Origin of the sequence: Pseudomonas putida, assembly GCF_009883635.2 — a bacterium.
In the GTDB taxonomy this organism is placed as follows: Bacteria; Pseudomonadota; Gammaproteobacteria; order Pseudomonadales; family Pseudomonadaceae; genus Aquipseudomonas; species Aquipseudomonas putida_W.
The window spans coordinates 3,719,740-3,737,283 of the sequence record NZ_CP026115.2 but is presented as its reverse complement, the minus strand read 5'-3'; the positions used below and the strand labels follow the sequence as shown (position 1 = coordinate 3,737,283).

At 63.2% G+C, this 17,544-nt stretch carries 16 protein-coding genes; 10 read left to right on the top strand and 6 right to left on the bottom strand.

Features of this window, described 5'->3' with window-relative positions; genetic code table 11:
- Nucleotides 1–85: 85 nt before the first annotated feature.
- Nucleotides 86–961 carry a LysR substrate-binding domain-containing protein gene (locus C2H86_RS17065; RefSeq protein ID WP_159409047.1) on the top strand — a complete coding sequence of 292 codons (876 nt, stop codon included), beginning with the start codon at nucleotides 86–88 and terminating at the stop codon, nucleotides 959–961.
- A gap of 12 nt (nucleotides 962–973) precedes the next feature.
- Here C2H86_RS17065 and C2H86_RS17060 read toward each other — a convergent pair whose 3' ends face one another.
- Together C2H86_RS17060 and C2H86_RS17055 are read right to left on the bottom strand one after the other, a co-directional pair.
- Entirely contained in the window at nucleotides 974–1,588 is a 615-nt protein-coding gene (locus C2H86_RS17060) for an NAD(P)-dependent oxidoreductase (protein WP_159409046.1), read from the bottom strand.
- A 28-nt stretch (nucleotides 1,589–1,616) separates the two neighbouring features.
- A complete protein-coding gene (locus C2H86_RS17055) occupies nucleotides 1,617–2,492 on the bottom strand; it encodes an MBL fold metallo-hydrolase (RefSeq protein ID WP_159409045.1) in 876 nt (291 codons plus the stop codon).
- Nucleotides 2,493–2,594: 102 nt separating this feature from the next.
- Here C2H86_RS17055 and C2H86_RS17050 point away from each other — a divergent pair, with 102 nt between their 5' ends.
- Nucleotides 2,595–3,503, top strand: coding sequence for a LysR family transcriptional regulator (locus C2H86_RS17050; protein ID WP_159409044.1), 909 nt, complete (start codon nucleotides 2,595–2,597; stop codon nucleotides 3,501–3,503).
- A 45-nt stretch (nucleotides 3,504–3,548) separates the two neighbouring features.
- Nucleotides 3,549–3,722 carry a hypothetical protein gene (locus C2H86_RS28190; RefSeq protein WP_205524553.1) on the top strand — a complete coding sequence of 58 codons (174 nt, stop codon included), beginning with the start codon at nucleotides 3,549–3,551 and terminating at the stop codon, nucleotides 3,720–3,722.
- A gap of 19 nt (nucleotides 3,723–3,741) precedes the next feature.
- Here the strand turns inward: C2H86_RS28190 and C2H86_RS17045 are convergent, their stop codons facing one another.
- A complete protein-coding gene (locus C2H86_RS17045) occupies nucleotides 3,742–4,611 on the bottom strand; it encodes an isocitrate lyase/PEP mutase family protein (RefSeq protein ID WP_060508469.1) in 870 nt (289 codons plus the stop codon).
- 354 nt (nucleotides 4,612–4,965) lie between these two features.
- Here C2H86_RS17045 and C2H86_RS17040 point away from each other — a divergent pair, with 354 nt between their 5' ends.
- The gene (locus tag C2H86_RS17040; RefSeq protein WP_159409043.1) at nucleotides 4,966–6,417 is read left to right on the top strand and encodes an MDR family MFS transporter; all 1,452 of its coding nucleotides are present in this window, start codon (nucleotides 4,966–4,968) and stop codon (nucleotides 6,415–6,417) included.
- Between the two features lie 86 nt (nucleotides 6,418–6,503).
- On the opposite strand, the gene ttgR is transcribed toward C2H86_RS17040, so the two are convergent.
- On the bottom strand, nucleotides 6,504–7,136 hold the full coding sequence (ttgR, locus tag C2H86_RS17035; protein WP_110636002.1) for an efflux transport transcriptional regulator TtgR: 633 nt from the start codon (nucleotides 7,134–7,136) through the stop codon (nucleotides 6,504–6,506).
- 254 nt (nucleotides 7,137–7,390) lie between these two features.
- Here ttgR and ttgA point away from each other — a divergent pair, with 254 nt between their 5' ends.
- From ttgA to C2H86_RS17005, 6 genes are all read left to right on the top strand, one after another.
- The gene (ttgA, locus tag C2H86_RS17030) at nucleotides 7,391–8,545 is read left to right on the top strand and encodes a toluene efflux RND transporter periplasmic adaptor subunit TtgA (protein ID WP_159409042.1); all 1,155 of its coding nucleotides are present in this window, start codon (nucleotides 7,391–7,393) and stop codon (nucleotides 8,543–8,545) included.
- Nucleotides 8,546–8,548: 3 nt separating this feature from the next.
- A complete protein-coding gene (gene ttgB / locus C2H86_RS17025) occupies nucleotides 8,549–11,701 on the top strand; it encodes a multidrug efflux RND transporter permease subunit TtgB (RefSeq protein WP_159409041.1) in 3,153 nt (1,050 codons plus the stop codon).
- The gene (locus C2H86_RS17020; protein WP_159409040.1) at nucleotides 11,698–13,152 is read left to right on the top strand and encodes an AdeC/AdeK/OprM family multidrug efflux complex outer membrane factor; all 1,455 of its coding nucleotides are present in this window, start codon (nucleotides 11,698–11,700) and stop codon (nucleotides 13,150–13,152) included. Before ttgB ends, C2H86_RS17020 begins: the two co-directional genes overlap by 4 nt.
- A gap of 239 nt (nucleotides 13,153–13,391) precedes the next feature.
- A complete protein-coding gene (locus C2H86_RS17015; protein WP_159409039.1) occupies nucleotides 13,392–14,648 on the top strand; it encodes an OprD family porin in 1,257 nt (418 codons plus the stop codon).
- 194 nt (nucleotides 14,649–14,842) lie between these two features.
- Nucleotides 14,843–15,766, top strand: coding sequence for a LysR family transcriptional regulator (locus tag C2H86_RS17010; protein ID WP_159409038.1), 924 nt, complete (start codon nucleotides 14,843–14,845; stop codon nucleotides 15,764–15,766).
- Nucleotides 15,767–15,837: 71 nt separating this feature from the next.
- The gene (locus C2H86_RS17005) at nucleotides 15,838–16,350 is read left to right on the top strand and encodes a DUF962 domain-containing protein (RefSeq protein ID WP_159409037.1); all 513 of its coding nucleotides are present in this window, start codon (nucleotides 15,838–15,840) and stop codon (nucleotides 16,348–16,350) included.
- On the opposite strand, the gene pcaC is transcribed toward C2H86_RS17005, so the two are convergent.
- Entirely contained in the window at nucleotides 16,347–16,739 is a 393-nt protein-coding gene (pcaC, locus tag C2H86_RS17000; RefSeq protein WP_085675148.1) for a 4-carboxymuconolactone decarboxylase, read from the bottom strand. The genes C2H86_RS17005 and pcaC overlap by 4 nt on opposite strands.
- Before the next feature lie 10 nt (nucleotides 16,740–16,749).
- Complete coding sequence (gene pcaD / locus C2H86_RS16995) at nucleotides 16,750–17,541, bottom strand: 3-oxoadipate enol-lactonase (protein ID WP_159409036.1); 792 nt, start codon at nucleotides 17,539–17,541, stop codon at nucleotides 16,750–16,752.
- Nucleotides 17,542–17,544: the final 3 nt, after the last annotated feature.

Here is a 17,544-nt window from a genome sequence, read left to right as displayed (position 1 = left end):
TGCGCCCATTGGACCCAAGGCACCGCTACCGCCACAATGCAAAAAAACACATACTAGCCATGTCCTGTAATCATGGCTCAGCGCAATGAAACGGCTACCACCCCTGCCCGCCTTGCACACTTTTCTGGTCACCGCGCAGCACTGCAATTTCACCCGTGCCGCACAGCAGCTGCACATCACCCAAGGCGCCGTCAGCCGGCAGATTGCCGGTCTCGAAGAGCACCTGGGCTACGCCTTGTTCCAGCGCCAGGCTCGCGGCCTGAGCCTGACCCGCGAGGGCCAGGACTGGCTGCCTCGGGTACAACAGATCTTCGGCCTTATCGAACAAGGCGTGCGCGAAGTGGGCGGGCGCAGCGCCACCTTGCAGCTCAAGGCACCGACTTGCGTGATGCGCTGGCTGCTGCCGCGGCTGATGGAGTGGCAGGCGCTGCGACCCGACGTGCCGGTCGAGTTGACCACCACGGTGCAACACGGGGTCGACTTTCGCCGTGAGGGGTTCGATGCCGCCGTGGTCTATGGCGCTGCGCCGAACCATGGGCTGCGGGTGCGCAAGCTGTTCGACGAGCAACTGACACCGGTCTGCGCGCCTTCGCTGTTGAAAGGGGCGGTACCCCTGCAGCAGATCCAGGATCTGGCCCGGCACATGCTGCTGCATCCATCACGGGATGAACATGACTGGCGGCTGTGGCTGCAGGCAGCAGGCGTGGTGCTGGAAGCACAGGGGCCGAAGCAGCATTTCGAAACGCTGGACATGGCAATGGCCATGGCATCACAGGGAACCGGGGTGGCGATTGGTGACTGGGCGCTGATCGGTGATGACTTGCGCGGGGGGCGGCTGTGCATGCCATTTGCGCTGAAGGTACAGACCGGTAAAGGGTATTACCTGGTGAGCCAGGCGAAGAGCCTTCCGCCAGGGCTGGGCGAGCTCATGGACTGGCTGGAAAGCCAGGCCAGTCCATGAGCTAAAAGTGCCTCAGTAACCGACGGTGAAGCGCTGGCGCGAGTGCGCCGGTTTCTCCAGTTCATCGAGCATGGCAATGGCAAAGTCGGCAAAGGTGATCGTGCTTTTGCCATCCGCACCGATCAGCAGATGGTCCTTGCCCAGCTTGTAGCGCCCGCTGCGCTCGCCTTCGACGAACTCAGCCGATGGCGACAGGAAGGTCCAGTCCAGCGTCGGCTCCTGGCGCAGCACATCGAGAAAACGCACCCCGGCACTTGCCTCAGCCTTGTAGGCCTCCGGGAAGTCCGGGCTGTCGATCACGCGGTGCCCGGAAGGCAACAGCAGGCTGCCCGCACCGCCCACCACTAGCAGACGCTTGACCCCGGCGCGCTTGACCGGCTCGATGATGGCGTGGGGCTCGAGGGTCGAGAAATGCGCTGCACTGATCACCGCGTCGACACCTGCGACCGCCTGCTGCAGGGCTGCACTGTCCTTGGCATCCAATGCCTGGGTGGTTACACCTTCACGCCCCTGTAGCTTTAATGGATCACGGGCAATGGCCACCACACTGTGGCCGCGACGCAGGGCTTCTTCCAGCAACTGGCTGCCGGCACGGCCGGTGGCGCCAATGATTGCGATCTTGCTCATCGAAAATGCTCCTGTCAGTTGAACGGAATTACCACTTCATTTCGCCCTTGGCGACCTTCGCGCCGAGCTCCAGCGAACTCTCATCGGCAAGCGCGGGGTAGCGCTGTTTCATCGCCTCAATCAACGCGCCACTATCCTTCGCCCTGGCCGCTTCGGCATCGAACGCGCGAATGTAGCCGGCCGTGAAGCGCACGGCGTCGAGTGAGTTGCTGCTCTGGCCCTGGTAATGGCCAGGCACCACCGTGCGCGGCGCCATGGTCTCGATCTTCGCCAGGGTGGCAAGCCAGTCGGCGTGGGACTTGGCCGTCTGGGTGTCGGCCATCCACACGTGGATATTCTGCGAAACCACGACACCTCCGACCACTGCCCTGATCGACGGAATCCAGACGAAACTGCGATCTGGTTGTGGGCCATCCAGGCCGACGACCTCCAGCGACTGCCCTTCCAGGATCAGGCTGTGGCCGTGAAGCACTTGCGGCAGCACCAGCCGTGCCGGCTTGTCCGCGCCCATCTGCGGCCCCCAGTGCGCCAGCTTGGCGTCCATGGTCTGGCGGATATGGGTCAGCGTGGCTGCCGAGGCGAACACCTTGGCGTCAGGGAAGGCCCGGGTCACGGTGTCGAGGCCGAAGTAGTAATCCGGGTCGCCGTGGCTGATGTAGATGGTAGTCAGGCGTTTGCCGCTGGCCTGCAGGCGCTGTACCAGTTGCTCGGCCTGGGCCCTGCCGAACTGGGCATCGACCAGGATGGCCTCTTTCTCGCCGCTGACGATCACCGAGCTGACCGGGAAAATGGCCTGATGCCCTGGGTTGTATACCTCGAGCTGCAACGGCTCGGCGGCCAGTGCCGGGCCGGCCAGGGTGAAGCAGGCCAGCAGCAGGCCACGCAAGGGAGTGAAGAGCGACATGGTGATTCCTGGCGGATGAACGATGGGCAACAGCTTAGTTGCCCGATCCGTGACAAAAAATGCGATGCTCAGACATAGTTTGTTTCTAAAATCGGGCAAATCATGGACCGTCTCAACGCCATGCGCGTTTTCGTCACCGTCGTCGACCTGGGCAGCCAGTCGGCAGCCGCAGACCACCTGCAGCTGTCGCGGCCTGTGGTGTCGCGCTACCTGGCCGAGCTCGAGGAGTGGGTCGGCGCACGGCTGATGCAGCGCACCACGCGCAAGCTCAGCCTGACTGCCGCCGGCCAGGAAACGCTGCCCCGCTGCCGGCAGTTGCTGGATTTGGCCGGCGACCTGCAGGCCGCCGTGCAACAACCGCTAGATGCGCCGAAAGGTGCCCTGCGTATCAGCGTCAGCACGTCGTTTGGCCAGGCGCAGCTGGCCGATGCGGTCGCCGAGTATGTGCGGCGCTACCCAGGGGTGAAGGTTGAACTGCAGATGCTCGATCGCACGGTCAACCTGGTGGACGAACGTATAGACCTGGCAATCCGCACCAGCAACGATCTGGACCCGAACCTGATTGCCAGGCGCCTGACCGTGTGCCGCTCGGTGATCTGTGCAACGCCCGCCTACCTGCGCGAGCACGGCACACCGCAGCGAGTCGAGGAACTGAGCCAGCACAACTGCCTGACCCATGCCTATTTCGGCCACAGCCTGTGGCATTTCGAGGTGGACGGCCAAGAGATCGCCGTGCCGGTGCAAGGCAACATCAGCGCCAACGAGGTCATGACACTGCAGACCGCGACATTGGCAGGTGCCGGCATCGCCATGCTGCCAACCTACCAGGCGGCCACTGCCTTGCGCAGCGGAGCCCTGGTGCGGCTGCTGCCCGACGCGCGGCCACGGGAACTGAACCTGAACGCGGTCTACACCTCGCGCAAGCATATGCCGGCGACCTTGCGCAGCATGCTGGATTTTCTCGTGCAACGGTTCAAAGACGAACCGGAGTGGGACCGGGACCTGTATTGACTATGCTTGAGGTATCACCTGTCGCAGTAACAGGAGGTGAGTACCATGGGCATCAAGTCCAGAAGAGTCGCCTTGGTCATGGCCCTGACCGCGGTCGCGGCGCTGTATGGCTCGGCCTGCTGGCGCGCCGAGCTGCTACGCAGCCAGCCCAATGCGGCCAACAGTTGCCTGCACGAACACTGCGTGCCCCATACCGCGACCTTGAGTGCCGTTCGTTAGTTGATTGGCGCCACGCCAATCACTCCTCGACGCTCATGTACTCCTTGGCCCAGCGGATGTAGTCCTCAGGCTGGGTGTAGGTGTGCGAGAGCTCGGTGGCGCTGAGGTTCTCGGACTTGTTCTGCCGGCCGCGCTGCAGGCGCAGGCAGTCGTAGGTGGCCTTGATCGCGGCGAAGTAGGCGGCATGGCCATCGACCACGATACGCACGCCAAGGCGAGCGAGGCGCTCGTCGTCGCGCAGGTTGGGGTTGGCGTAGGTCACCAGCATCAACGGCACGGTCAGGTGCTCGGCAATCTGTTCCAGCTGCTCGAAATCCTTCACCCCGACCATGCAGATACCGTCGGCACCGGCCTTCTGGTAGCTCTGGGTGCGGACGATGATTTCCTCGGTGGTGAGCACGCCGGCGTTGGTCCGGGCGATGATGGACAGCGACGAGTCGACGCGCGCTTCCAGTGCCGCACGAATCTTGCCAACGCCCTCTTCGACCGAGATCAGGTCGGTGGATTTGCGCCCGAACTGGGCAGGCAACAGGGTGTCTTCGATGGTCAGCGCAGCGACGCCAGCGCGCTCCAACTCGATGACCGTGCGCATGACGTTGAGCGCATTGCCATAGCCGTGGTCGGCATCGGCGAGCACCGGTAGTTGCGCCACGCGGCCAATGCGGGTGGCCTGCTCGACGAACTCGCTCAAGGTGATCAGGGCGAAGTCCGGTGCGGCCAGCACCTGCAACGAGGCCACCGAACCGCCTAGGATGCCGACTTCAAAGCCCAGGTCGGCAGCGATGCGTGCCGACATCGGATCGAACACGGATGCGGTGTGATAGCAGGAACCTGAAGCGAGCAGCTCGCGGAAGGCAAAACGCAGATCTTGATGGGAAGCCTTGGGCATGATCACTCCGCTTATATATGTAGAAATTGAACGGTTGCTACCGACCCCTGAATCGGGTCTACCTGACCTGTTCCAACCGTCGCCATCTGGGCGGTCATGCTCGACATGCAGGCAGAGGAATAAAAGGTGTGGGAGACAGCGGCGTGTAAACCCTGCGGCAATAAGCTGCACCAAGCTGGTGCAAGCCGCGACTTACAACCCCTGTGGCATACCAACGATATCACGCGGCCATGCAGCGCTGAATGAATGCGCCAATGCCGATCTTGCATAGGGGATGCAGATAGTACATAGGAAGCTACCTAACTCGGGTTACAATCCCGCTATTCGCGTCGCCCTTCCTGACAAGGTACCCCCGTGACTGCCGCCCTGCCCCCGACTGTCCTGCGCAACGTGTTGACCGCCCTGATGCTGGCCATCTTCCTCGGCGCCCTCGACCAGACCATCGTCGCCGTCTCACTGCCGGCCATCTCGGCGCAGTTCAACGATGTCGGCCTGCTGGCCTGGGTGATTTCCGGCTACATGGTGGCGATGACCGTGGCCGTGCCGATCTACGGCAAGCTCGGCGACCTGTATGGCCGGCGACGCATGATTCTCACCGGTATCAGCCTGTTCACCCTGGCCTCGATCGCCTGCGCCCTGGCCCAGGACATGCAGCAACTGGTCATGGCGCGCGTGCTGCAAGGCATTGGTGCCGGCGGCATGGTGTCGGTGAGCCAGGCGATCATCGGCGATTTCGTGCCACCGCGTGAACGCGGCCGTTACCAGGGCTACTTCAGCAGCATGTACGCCGTGGCGAGCGTGGCCGGGCCTGTGCTCGGCGGCTGGCTGACCGAGTACCTGTCCTGGCGCTGGGTGTTCTGGATCAACCTGCCGCTGGGCTTGGTCGCACTGTGGGCGATCCGTCGCGCCCTGGCCGGTATGCCGGTGCAGCACCGTCAGGCCCAGGTCGACTACCTTGGCGCCGCGCTGATGATCCTCGGCCTTGGCAGTCTGCTGCTGGGCATCACGCTGGTCGGCCAAGGCCAGGCGTGGAGCGCACCCGCGGTGCTGACCCTGTTCGCTTGCGCCTTGCTTGGCCTGAGCCTGTTCATTGGCCATGAGCGGCGCTGCCAGGAACCGCTGCTGCCCATGGGCCTGTTCGGCAACCGGGTGGCCGTGCTGTGCTGGGGGGTGATCTTCTTCGCCAGCTTCCAGTCGATTTCGCTGACCATGCTGATACCGCTGCGCTACCAAGGCATCACTGGTGCCGGTGCCGACAGCGCCGCGCTACACCTGCTGCCGCTGGTCATGGGCCTGCCCTTGGGCGCCTACACCGGTGGCCGCATGACCAGCCGCACCGGGCGCTTCAAACCACAGATTCTAACGGGTGCCGTGCTGATGCCCGTGGCAATCTTCGCCATGGCCATCACCCCACCGCAGTCTGGCTTGCTCAGTGCCGTGTTCATGCTGCTGACCGGCATCGCCTGTGGCCTGCAGTTCCCGACCTCGCTGGTGGGCACGCAAAGCGCGGTGGAAAGCAAGGATATAGGCGTGGCCACCAGTACTACCAACCTGTTCCGCTCACTCGGCGGGGCCATGGGCGTGGCATGCATGTCCAGCCTGCTGCTGGCGCTGCTGCAACAAGGTGGTTTCGAATTGCTGGGCAACCCGCTGCTGGGGAGCCTGAAGGCAGGTGAGGCGGACCCACACACGCAGATGAAACTGCTGGAGACGTTCCGTCAGTTGTTGCTGGGCAGTGCTGGAATTGCCTTGCTGGGGCTGCTGGCGGCCCTGGCGCTGCCGGACCGGCAATTGCGCGGCCGTTAAGCCCGCTTCCACAAGGTGTCAGCCCAAGGCATTAATACTCCGTTAATAAACAAGGGAAACACTCCCTCACAATCCTTAACAAAGTGTCATTTGCGTAGCGCGGGGCTCAAGCGCAGCATATCCAGCCCTGTGTCGACCCATTTTTCCGCGTCGCGCAGCAGATCGAAGCTGTCCGGTAGCAGCAACCAGCGCCCGATCAGGCCATCGACATAGGCGAACAAGGCGACAGAAGCGCGCCCGACATCCAGCTCCGCCGGCAACTGACCACGGCGAACGGCATTGGCCAGCGCCAGGTCGATGCCCACATGGCAGTCCAGCACCGCGCCTTGGCGCTGCTGGCGAATTTCACACATGTCATCGGTGAACTCGCACTTGTGATGCAGGATTTCATTGATACGCCGGGTACGGGCGTCCAGCACCAGCTCGTTGAGCACCTGCAGCAACAGCTTGCGCATGCAGCCGAGCGGGTCCAGCTCGTCTTCGCTTTCACTGGCCCGCGCCAGGTGGTCATGGGTTTCATGCAGGCTGTCGAGCAATGCCTGCACCAGCTCCGCCTTGTTGTTGAAGTGCCAGTAGATCGCACCCCGGGTCACGCCCGCCAGCTCGGCGATGTCGGCCAGTGTGGTTCGCGCAACCCCGCGCTTGTAGAAGGCCTTTTCCGCTGCCTCGATGATCTGGGCGCGGGTCTCCTGGGCTTCTTCTTTGGTTCGACGGACCATGGCAGTACAACCTCATCTGGGCCCGCTGCGCTTCGCTCGCGGGACATCCGCCGGGGTCACCTCTGCAGGGTGCCTCCCGGATGGGCTAATCAAGGGCTGTGGCAGTAGCCAAGTACTACCCAGCGGTATTTACAAACAACCATGAATGTAAGTATATTCCTTAGCAAGCTATTTATCCACCGGATAGTTTTTTTCTGACAAGACTCTTCCATTACTCTTGAGCGTCTCACTGCTCTTGCGACCCGAGGATCCTCATGCAACTCAAGCCAGCCGTTACCGCTCTGGTTTCCGCCGTCGCCCTGGCAACCCTGCTAAGTGGCTGTAAGAAAGAAGAAGCCGCGCCCGCAGCGCAGGCTCCTCAGGTCGGCGTCGTGACCATCCAGCCACAGTCCTTCACCCTGACCTCGGAACTGCCAGGGCGTACCACTGCCTACCGCGTCGCCGAAGTGCGCCCGCAGGTCAATGGCATCATCCTCAAGCGCCTGTTCAAGGAAGGCAGCGAGGTCAAGGAAGGCCAGCAGCTGTACCAGATCGACCCTGCCGTGTACGAGGCTACCCTGGCCAATGCCCAGGCCAACCTGCAGTCGACCAAGTCGCTGGCCGAGCGCTACAAGCAGCTGGTCAACGAACAGGCGGTATCGAAGCAGGAATACGACGATGCCAGTGCCAAACGATTGCAGGCTGAAGCTTCGCTGAAAAGCGCGCAGATCGACCTGCGCTACACCAAGGTCCTCGCCCCGATCAGCGGCCGCATTGGCCGCTCCTCGTTCACCGAAGGCGCCCTGGTGAGCAATGGCCAGACCAACGCCATGGCCACCATCCAGCAACTCGACCCGATCTACGTCGACGTCACCCAGTCCACTGCCGAGCTGCTCAAGCTGCGCCGTGACCTGGAAAGCGGCCAACTGCAGAAGGCCGGCGCCAACGCCGCCTCGGTGCAGCTTGTGCTTGAAGATGGCAGCCTGTTCAAGCAGGACGGTCGCCTGGAGTTTTCTGAAGTCTCGGTTGACGAGACCACAGGTTCGGTGACCCTGCGTGCGCTCTTCCCCAATCCTGATCACACCCTGCTGCCTGGCATGTTCGTGCATGCACGGCTCAAGGCCGGGGTCAACGCCAACGCCATCCTGGCCCCGCAGCAGGGCGTGACCCGCGACCTCAAGGGCGCGCCGACCGCACTGGTGGTCAACCAGGAGAACAAGGTCGAACTGCGCCAGCTCAAGGCCAGCCGTACCCTGGGCAGCGACTGGCTGATCGAGGACGGCTTGAACCCGGGCGACCGCCTGATCACCGAAGGCCTGCAGTACGTACGCCCTGGCGTCGAGGTCAAGGTCAGCGACGCCACCAACGTCAAGAAGCCAGGCAGCCCTGATCAGGCCAACGCGGCCAAAGCAGACGCCAAAGCGGAGTAAACCATGTCGAAGTTCTTTATCGATCGCCCGATCTTCGCCTGGGTGATCGCCTTGGTGATCATGCTGGTCGGCGCCTTGTCGATCCTGAAGCTGCCGATCAACCAGTACCCGAGCATCGCGCCGCCGGCCATCGCCATCGCCGTGACCTACCCGGGCGCCTCGGCGCAGACCGTGCAGGACACCGTGGTGCAGGTCATCGAGCAGCAGCTCAACGGTATCGACAACCTGCGTTATGTGTCGTCGGAAAGTAACTCCGACGGCAGCATGACCATTACCGCCACCTTCGAGCAGGGTACCAACCCTGACACCGCCCAGGTCCAGGTGCAGAACAAGCTGAACCTGGCCACCCCATTGCTGCCACAGGAAGTGCAGCAGCAAGGTATCCGTGTTACCAAGGCAGTGAAGAACTTCCTGCTGGTGATCGGCCTGGTGTCCGAAGACGGCAGCATGACCAAGGACGACCTGGCCAACTATATCGTCTCCAACATGCAGGACCCGATTTCGCGGACTGCCGGTGTCGGTGACTTCCAGGTGTTCGGTGCGCAGTACGCCATGCGTATCTGGCTCGATCCGGCCAAGCTGAACAAGTTCCAGCTGACCCCGGTCGACGTCAAGACCGCGGTTGCCGCGCAGAACGTGCAGGTGTCCTCCGGCCAGCTCGGCGGCCTGCCGGCCATGCCGGGTACCCAGCTGAACGCCACCATCATCGGCAAGACCCGCCTGCAAACCGCCGAGCAGTTCGAGAAGATCCTGCTCAAGGTCAACAACGACGGCTCGCAAGTGCGGCTGGGCGATGTTGCCCAGGTCGGCCTGGGCGGCGAAAACTACGCGGTCAGCGCACAGTTCAACGGCAAGCCGGCTTCCGGCCTTGCGGTAAAACTGGCCACCGGCGCCAACGCTTTGGACACCGCCAAGGCCCTGCGCAAGACCATTTCCGACCTGGAACCGTTCTTCCCGCCTGGGGTGAAAGCGGTATTCCCGTATGACACCACTCCGGTGGTCACCGAATCGATCAGCGGCGTGATCCACACCCTGATCGAAGCCGTGGTCCTGGTGTTCCTGGTGATGTACCTGTTCCTGCAGAACTTCCGCGCCACCATCATCACCACCATGACTGTCCCGGTGGTGTTGCTGGGTACCTTCGGCATCCTTGCCGCCGCAGGCTTCAGCATCAACACCCTGACCATGTTCGCCATGGTCCTGGCCATCGGCTTGCTGGTGGACGACGCCATCGTCGTGGTGGAGAACGTCGAGCGGGTAATGTCCGAGGAAGGCCTGCCGCCCAAGGAGGCGACCAAGCGCTCCATGGAGCAGATCCAGGGCGCCCTGGTGGGTATCGCCCTGGTGCTGTCGGCGGTACTGCTGCCCATGGCGTTCTTCGGCGGCTCTACCGGTGTGATCTACCGGCAGTTCTCCATCACCATCGTCTCGGCCATGGGCCTGTCGGTGCTGGTGGCGCTGATCTTCACCCCGGCATTGTGCGCAACCATGCTCAAGCCGCTGAAGAAAGGCGAGCACCACACCGCCAAAGGTGGTTTCTTCGGCTGGTTCAACCGCAACTTCGACCGCAGCGTAAACAGTTACGAGCGTAGCGTTGGTGCGATCCTGCGCAACAAGGTGCCGTTCCTGCTGGCCTATGCGCTGATCGTGGTCGGCATGATCTGGCTGTTCGCCCGCATCCCTACCGCGTTCCTGCCTGAAGAAGACCAGGGTGTACTGTTCGCCCAGGTGCAGACGCCGGCCGGCTCCAGTGCCGAGCGCACCCAGGTGGTGGTCGACCAGATGCGTGAGTACCTGCTCAAGGAAGAGTCCGACACCGTAGCGTCGGTATTTACCGTCAACGGCTTCAACTTCGCCGGCCGTGGCCAGAGCTCCGGTATGGCGTTCATCATGCTCAAACCGTGGGGCGAGCGTTCGGCCGAGAACAGCGTGTTCAACCTTGCCCAGCGCGCCCAGCAACACTTCTTCACCTTCCGCGATGCGATGGTGTTCGCCTTCGCCCCGCCTGCGGTACTGGAACTGGGTAACGCCACCGGTTTCGACGTGTTCCTGCAGGACCGCGGCGGTGTCGGCCATGCCAAGCTGATGGAAGCGCGCAACCAGTTCCTGGCCAAGGCCGCGCAAAGCAAGATCCTCAGCGCCGTGCGCCCGAACGGCCTGAACGATGAACCGCAGTACCAGCTGACCATCGATGACGAACGTGCCAGCGCCCTGGGCGTGACCATCGCCGACATCAACAACACCCTGTCGATTGCCCTGGGTGCCAGCTACGTCAACGACTTCATCGACCGTGGCCGGGTCAAGAAGGTGTACATCCAGGGTGAACCCAACTCGCGGATGAGCCCGGAAGACCTGCAGAAGTGGTACGTGCGCAACGGCGCCGGCGAGATGGTGCCGTTCTCCTCCTTCGCCAAGGGCGAATGGACCTACGGTTCGCCGAAGCTGTCGCGTTACAACGGCGTCGAAGCGATGGAAATCCTCGGTGCCCCGGCGCCGGGCTACAGTACCGGTGAGGCCATGGCCGAAGTCGAGCGCATTGCTGGCGAACTGCCAGCCGGTGTCGGCTTCTCCTGGACCGGCATGTCCTACGAGGAAAAACTCTCCGGTTCGCAGATGCCGGCGCTGTTCGCCCTCTCGGTACTGTTCGTGTTCCTCTGCCTGGCAGCGCTGTACGAAAGCTGGTCGATCCCGATCGCCGTGGTACTGGTAGTACCGCTGGGTATCATCGGTGCACTGATCGCCACCAGCCTGCGCGGGTTGTCCAACGACGTGTACTTCCTGGTCGGCCTGTTGACCACCATCGGCCTGGCGGCGAAGAACGCGATCCTGATCGTCGAATTCGCCAAGGAACTGCATGAGCAGGGCCGCAGCCTGTACGACTCGGCCATCGAGGCGTGCCGCATGCGTCTGCGCCCGATCATCATGACCTCGCTGGCGTTCATCCTCGGCGTGGTACCGTTGACCATCGCCAGCGGCGCTGGCGCCGGCAGCCAGCATGCCATCGGCACCGGCGTGATCGGCGGCATGATCAGTGCGACCGTGCTGGCAATCTTCTGGGTACCGCTATTCTTCGTCGCAGTGTCGTCGCTGTTCGGCAGCAAAGAGCCGGAAAAGGACGTCACCCCTGAAACTCCACGTTATGAGGCTGGGCAATGACCAAGTCTTTGTTGTCCCTGGCGGTAACCGCTTTCATTCTCGGCGGCTGCTCGCTGATCCCTGATTACCAGACCCCGGAATCGCCGGTGGCTGCGCAGTGGCCGCAAGGCCCTGCGTACTCGCCGACCCAGTCGGCCGACGTGGCCGCCGCCGAACAGGGCTGGCGCCAGTTCTTCCATGACCCGGCACTGCAGCAGCTGATCCAGACCTCGCTGGTGAACAACCGTGACCTGCGTGTGGCGGCGTTGAACCTCGACGCCTACCGTGCCCAGTACCGCATCCAGCGTGCCGACCTGTTCCCGGCAGTTTCGGCCACTGGCAGCGGCAGCCGCCAGCGCGTGCCGGCGAACATGTCGACCACCGGTGAGTCCAGCATCACCAGCCAGTACTCGGCCACCCTGGGCGTCAGCGCCTATGAGCTGGACCTGTTCGGCCGCGTCCGCAGCCTGACCGAGCAGGCCCTGGAAACCTACCTGTCCAGTGAACAGGCGCGCCGTTCCACGCAGATCGCCCTGGTGGCCAGCGTGGCCAACGCCTACTACACCTGGCAGGCCGACCAGGCGCTGTTCAAGCTGACCGAAGAGACGCTCAAGACCTACGAGGAAAGCTACAACCTGACCCGTCGCAGTAACGAAGTCGGTGTGGCTTCGGCGCTCGACGTCAGCCAGTCGCGCACTGCCGTGGAAGGCGCTCGGGTCAAGTACTCGCAGTACCAGCGCCTGGTCGCCCAGGACGTCAACAGCCTGACCGTGCTGCTGGGTACCGGCATTCCGGCCGACCTGGCCAAGCCGCTGGAGCTCAATGCTGACCAGCTGGCCGACGTACCGGCCGGCCTGCCGTCCGACATCCTCCAGCGTCGCCCGGACATCCAGGAAGCCGAACACCTGCTCAAGGCCGCCAATGCCAACATCGGTGCAGCCCGCGCAGCGTTCTTCCCGAGCATCAGCCTGACCGCCAATGCCGGCAGCCTGAGCCCCGACATGGGCCACCTGTTCGCGGGCGGCCAGGGCACCTGGCTGTTCCAGCCGCAGATCAACCTGCCGATCTTCAACGCCGGCAGCCTGAAGGCCAGCCTGGACTACTCGAAGATCCAGAAGGACATCAACGTCGCCAAGTACGAAAAGACCATCCAGACCGCCTTCCAGGAAGTCTCCGATGGCCTGGCGGCGCGCAAGACCTTTGAAGAGCAGCTGCAGGCGCAACGCGACCTGGTTCAGGCGAACCAGGACTACTACCGCCTGGCCGAACGCCGCTACCGCATCGGTATCGACAGCAACCTGACCTTCCTCGATGCCCAGCGCAACCTGTTCAGCGCCCAGCAATCGCTGATCACCGACCGCCTCTCGCAGCTGACCAGCGAGGTCAACCTGTACAAGGCGCTCGGCGGTGGCTGGTACGAGCAGTCTGGCCAGGCCAACCAGCAGGCTTCGGTGGACACACCTAAGAGCTGATAGACCGGCAACAGCCCTCAAGCCCAGCCTCGCGCTGGGCTTTTTGTTGAGCAAAATTAACCAGACGGAACATAGCGTTCGATTATCGCCCAATACCGTTTGCGGCGAATTGCCTCACCCCCGCCCTGCCCAGCACCATTCCCTACGCAACGCTTCGCAAGTTCATCAAAAGACCCGCGCCTGCAGGCCGCATCCTGCAGCGCAGCGGTTCGCCCATAAAAACAAGAGATTTACGACAGATGAGCACTTCGCAACCCGCACGCCAGCTGCTGCCCGGCCTGTTGGCCATTTCCTGCGCCCTGCCTGCATACGCCGCCGACAGCGGCGGGTTCATGGAGGACGCCAAGGCCAGCCTCAACCTGCGCAACTTCTACATCAACCGCAACTTCGTCGACCCCGCCTACCCGCAGGGCAAGGGCGAAGAATGGACCCAGAGCTTCATCCTCGATGCCCGCTCCGGTTTCACCCAAGGCACTGTCGGCTTCGGCGTGGACGTATTAGGCCTGTATTCGATCAAGCTCGATGGCGGCAAAGGCACCGCCAACACCCAGCTGCTGCCGGTGCATGACGACGGCCGCCCCGCCGACGACTTCGGCCGCCTGGGCGTGGCATTGAAAGCCAAGCTGTCCGAGACCGAACTGAAAGTCGGTGAATGGATGCCGGTACTGCCGATCCTGCGCTCGGATGACGGCCGTTCGCTGCCGCAGACTTTCCGCGGTGGCCAGCTCACCTCGAAAGAGATCGAAGGCCTGACCCTGTATGCCGGCCAGTTCCGCGGCAACAGCCCGCGCAACGATGCCAGCATGGAAGACATGTCGCTCAACGGCCGCGCGGCCTTCACTTCCGACCGCTTCAACTTCGGCGGCGGTGAGTACACCTTCAACGACAAGCGCACCATGATCGGCCTATGGGACGCCCAGCTCAAGGATATCTACCGCCAGCAGTACCTCAACCTGGTGCACAGCCAGCCGTTGGGCGAATGGACCCTGGGCGCCAACCTGGGCTACTTCTGGGGCAAGGAAGATGGTGCCGAACGCGCAGGTCAGCTGGACAACAAGACCGCCTCGGCGATGCTGTCGGCGCGCTACAAGGGCAACACCTTCTACCTCGGCCTGCAGAAGGTCAGCGGTGACAATGCCTGGCTGCGGGTCAACGGCACCAGTGGCGGCACCCTGGCCAACGACAGCTACAACTCGAGCTTCGACAATGCCAAGGAACGCTCCTGGCAGGTACGCCACGACTTCAACTTCGTCAGCGTCGGCATCCCCGGCCTGACCCTGATGAACCGCTACATCAAGGGCGACAATGTCACCGCCGGTGGCGTGACCGACGGCAAGGAATGGGCGCGGGAGAGCGAGCTGGCCTATGTGATCCAGTCCGGCACCTTCAAGGACTTGTCGGTGAAGTGGCGCAACTCCACCATGCGCCGGGATTTCAGCACCAACTCGTTCGACGAGAACCGGTTGATCGTGAGCTATCCGTTGAATCTGCTCTGAGTTCACTGGCCTCTTCGCGGGACAAACCCACTCTTACAGGTATCCACGCAACCTGTAGGAGCGGGCTTGTCCCGCGAAGAGGCCAGATGTTTGAATAAATAACCAAAAGAAATATACAAATCCATAAACCTTCTTTGACGACATATGAAGTAACCGCTTAAATCGAGCCCTGTTCCCCGCCGCAGAGCCTCGACATGGACCTTCGCCAACTGCGCTACTTCATCGCCCTCACCGAATACCGCAGTTTCGTCCGTGCCGCCGAAGCCATGGGCATCACCCAACCCGCCTTCAGCCGGGCCATCCAGGGTCTCGAACACACCTTCGGTTGCCCCTTGGTCGACCGCGCCAGCAAGGCCCTGCCCCCTACCCCCGAGGGCCTGGTGGTGCTGCAGCACGCCCGCCGCCTGGTGCAAGGTGCCACTCAGCTAAGCAACGAAGTGCTGCAGATGACCAAGCTCGACGCTGGCGAGCTGCATTTCGGCAGCGGCCCAGCCCTGGCCGTGCGCCTGGTCCCGCAAGCGCTGCAACATTTCCTCGCCAGCCACCCCGGCATCCGCACTGCGCTGGTGGTGGACAATGCCGAGCGCCTGGGTCAGGCCCTGCGCCGCGAGCAGATCGAGTTCTTCGTCGATGACATCCGCCCCTTCGAAGCCGACCCCAATTTCCACACCGAACCGCTCACGCCGCGCCCCGGGCTGTTCTTCTGCCGCCCCGGACACCCGCTGCTGGCCAAGGACAGCCTGTCGACCAACGACCTGTTCGCCTACCCCTTGGCCAGTGCCCTGCTCGCCCCCGGCGTGCGCAAGCGCCTGGCCAACCTGAGCGGGCGCAGCGATTTTATCCCGCACCTGCAGACCGAGCACCTGGCGGTATTGCGCAGCGTGGTGCTGGCCAGCGATGCCGTGGGCACGGCCAGCGAAGAAGCCGTGGCCGAAGACCTTGCCAGCGGGCGCCTGGTGCGCCTGCACTGGCGCAACCTGCCACCGGCACTGGAAGTGCTGAGCATAAGGTGTGGGGTGGTCAGCCGCAGCGGCTACCGCTTGTCACCGGCAGCACGGGCGATGATCGAGACCTTGGTGGGGCTGGATGCACCAACGCGCGCTGCTGCCATTCGCTGAACTGATGATGGTGGTGACCGCAGGCTATTCTCAGCTATATCGAGACATCGGCCACCCAGGGAGGAACAACAATGAAAAACCTCGTCGAGCACCTGAGCCAATACGCCAACTACCACCGCGACCCACGCAACATCGCCACCCACTTCGTCGGCATTCCGCTGATCGTCGTCGCCGTCACGGTGCTGCTGTCGCGTCCCGGCTGGGACCTGGCCGGCATCTGGTTATCCCCCGCCCTGCTCGCCGCAGCCGCTGCCGTGCGCTTCTACCTGCGCCTGGACCTGCGTTTCGGTCTGGTCATGGGCCTGCTGCTGGGCCTGTGCCTGTGGATCGGCCAGGCACTGGCCACGCAATCCACCGGCCTGTGGCTCAGCGCCGGCCTGGGTGCGTTCGTGGTGGGCTGGATCATCCAGTTCATCGGGCATCATTACGAAGGCCGCAAGCCGGCGTTCGTCGACGACATCAGCGGGCTGATCATCGGCCCGCTGTTCGTGGTGGCTGAAGCGGCATTCATGTTGGGCCTGTGCCCGGCACTGAAACAGGCCGTGGAAGCCAATGCCGGGCCGGTGGCCGTGCGCGGGGTTTAACCCCGCGACTCTACGCCCAGCTCATCCCACACCGACTCGGCCATGTGGAAGGTAGCATTGGCTGCCGGGATGCCGCAGTAGATCGCGCTCTGCATCAGCACTTCCTTGATCTCGTCGCGGGTCACGCCGTTGTTGGCCGCCGCGCGCAGGTGCAGCTTGAGCTCGTCGTTGCGGTTCATGCCGATCAGCATGGCGATGGTGATCAGGCTGCGGGTGTGGCGCGGCAGGCCTGGGCGGGTCCAGATGTCGCCCCAGGCATGGCGGGTGATCATTTCCTGGAACTCGCCGTTGAAGTCGTTGAGCTTCTCCAGGCTGCGGTCCACGTGGGCATCACCCAGCACTGCGCGGCGAACCTGCATGCCAGCGTCGTAACGTTGTTTCTCGTCCATGGCCAATTCCTCAGCGAGCCAGCAGGAAGTCGAGCACGCGGCGGCTGAATGCCTCGCCAATCTCGACGTTGGACAGGTGCGCCGCCGGGAACTCGGCGTAGGTGGCACCGATGATACCGGCCTGCATGAAGCGGCCATGCTCCGGCGTGGTGACCACGTCTTCAGAGCCCGCAACGATCAGCGTCGCCACCTGGATACGGCCCAGTTGCTCACGGAAATCGGCGTCACGCACGGCCGCACAGTTGGCGGCATACCCTTGCGGGCTGGTTTGCGCCAGCATCTGGCAGATGCGCTGGGCCTCTTGCGGCTGCTGCTGGGCAAACGCCGGGGTGAACCAGCGGGCGATGGAGGCATCGCGCAGGTCGACCATGGCTTGCTGGCCGCCCTTGAGCACGGTGTCGATTCGGGTGTTCCACACCTCGTCGTTGGCGATCTTGGCTGCGGTGTTGCACAGGGTCAGGCTGTGCAGGCGTGCGCCGGCATGAATACCCAGCCACTGGCCGATCAGGCCGCCCATCGACAGGCCGACGAAGTGCGCGTGCTGGATGTCCAGCGCGTCGAGCAGCGCCAGTACATCCTGGCCCAGTTGCTCGATGCTGTAAGGGCCTTCAGTGACCTGCGAAGCGCCATGGCCACGGGTGTCGTAGCGCAACACGCGCAAGTGTTCGCTCCACAGCGGAATCTGGCTGTCCCACATGCCCAGGTCGGTACCCAGCGAGTTGGACAAGACCAGCACTGGAGCATCAGCCGGGCCATCGAGTTGGTAGTTCAGTACGCCATCGGCCAGTTGCAAGTGCGCCACAGC